A 1,997-nucleotide genomic window follows, 5' to 3' on the forward strand; every position below is an offset into this window, starting at 1 on the left:
CTCGCGCACGGGGGCTGTCGGCGTCCGACACCGGCAGCGCCAGGTCGAGCAGGGTGTCGCGCAGTTCCGCCCACGCGGCGGCCGCGTCGCCTCGGGCCGCGCGACGCATCCGCATCCTCCGCTCGATGAGCCGCACGATCCCGGGAAGTAGGAGCAGCACGACCACCCCGAGCGTCACGAGCGCGACCGGGGTCGGGTCGAGGCGGCGCAGCTCTCCGGATCCCGCGGACCCGGGGTCCGCGTCACCCCGGTCGACGTCGGGGCCCTGCGTCTCCTGCGTCTGCGGCGCCGTGGTCGGCGCGGGCTCCGTGATCCCGCCGGTCGCACCGCCCTGGGCCTCGCCCGCGCGGAACGCCGTCGGGACGCCGAGCGACGCGGTGGGCTCGAACGACACCCAGCCGATGCCGGGGAACAGCACTTCGGGCCAGGAGTGCAGCTGGTCGCTCGTCACGGAGAAGATCGACTCGTCTCCGCGCTTCTCGTCGGTGAGCGAACCGGGGAGGTACCCGACCACGATCCGCACCCGCATGTCGAGGCTCTCCGCCATCAGGGCGAACGCGCCGGCGAAGTGCACGCAATACCCGGAGCGCTCCTCCAGGAAGCGGGCGACGGCGTCGGCGCCGGTGCCGTCGAAGCCCTCCTCCACCGGCGTCTCCAGCGAGTAGTCGAACTGCGCGCGGAACCAGTTCTGCAGCGCCACGAGCCGGTCGTAGTCGGTGTCCGCGTCGGCGGTCACCTCGGCCGCGAGCTCGCCGATGATCCCGGGCAGCTCGACGTCCTCGGTGTCGGGATCCGCGAGCGGCGGGGCCGCGTCGACCGCACGGATCTGCTCGAGCGTCGGCGTGACGCGCGTGGAGCTCACGGTGTAGTCGTTGCCGGCGGCGTCGGACCGACGCGAGTACAGCGTGCGGTTCTCGGGGGCCACCCGCCACGACCCGTTCAACCCCGACACGTCGGTGGCGGGGTACGGCACCGGCAGCCAGGCGCTCGACATGCGCAGGATGCGGATGGACGTGGTGGCGTCCTCGGTCGCGACGCCCTCGCTCCACTCCGGCTCCCCGAAGCCGTCCGCCTGCGACTGCAGGTCGCCGCGGTCGGGCTGCCACACACGGCCGTCGAAGCGGGACAGCGTGGTCAGGCGCAGATAGGGTGCGGTGGCGGCGTCGGTGGCGAGGGTGAGCACCTCGACCGGGTTGGGCTGGCGCAGGTCGTCGCCGAGGCGCAGCGACGCGTCGACGGTCACGCCGACGCCGGTGCCGGCCATGGTGGGGGCGACGGGCAGCGCGGGCGTCACCACGAGCGCGGAGACGACGGCGGCCGCGCCGACCCCGACGGCGACCGACAGCGAGCTCCGGCGCGGAGAGGAGCCGTCGCGCTGCGCAGTGACCCGGAACAGCAGCAGCGCCGTGAGCGCGAGGGCCACGAACCAGGCGACGTTCGGGTCGCCGAAGGTCACGATCATCGGCACGGCGCCGATCACGCCGATCAGCACGGTGGCGAGCACGGCCGAGCGCTGGGCGACCAGGTGGTCGAGCAGGATCGCCACCACGGCGAAGCCCGCACCGAGGGCACCCGCCAGTGCGGGGGAGGCGTCGAGCGGCGCCGAGCCGAACACGATCTGCTCCCAAGCGGCCGCCCCCAGGCCCTGGAACACCGCGAGGGTCGTCGCGGTGGGAACGACCCCCAGGATCGCGGTGTCGCCCGCGAGCAGCAGCGTGAGCACGGCGACCGCGACCGCGACCTGGGCGAGCAGCGCGCCGAGGTCGCCCAGTCCCGCGCGCCGGCGGCGGAGGAGGTGACGGACGAGCATCCCGGTGCCCACCACGGCCACCACGATCAGCACGACCGTGAACGACCAGGCCCCCGGCGTGATCACCGAGGTGAACGGCCACAGGGCCACGAGCGCTCCGACCGCGGCGAGCACGCCCGTGGCGACGACGCGATCCGGTTCGTCGCGGTCGCGGTGCCACCGCGGCACGGTGCGCGGCGGCGGGGTC

The 1,997-nt window shown here is 74.4% G+C and carries 1 protein-coding gene; it reads right to left on the bottom strand.

Annotation, left to right across the window (positions count from 1 at the left end; translation table 11 throughout):
• The coding region (locus tag DW309_RS05135; RefSeq protein ID WP_240753125.1) for a transglutaminase TgpA family protein at positions 1-1,997 on the bottom strand (1,997 nt) is incomplete at both ends.

This window comes from Microbacterium sp. K41 (assembly GCF_004794395.1).
GTDB lineage: Bacteria > Actinomycetota > Actinomycetes > Actinomycetales > Microbacteriaceae > Microbacterium > Microbacterium sufflavum.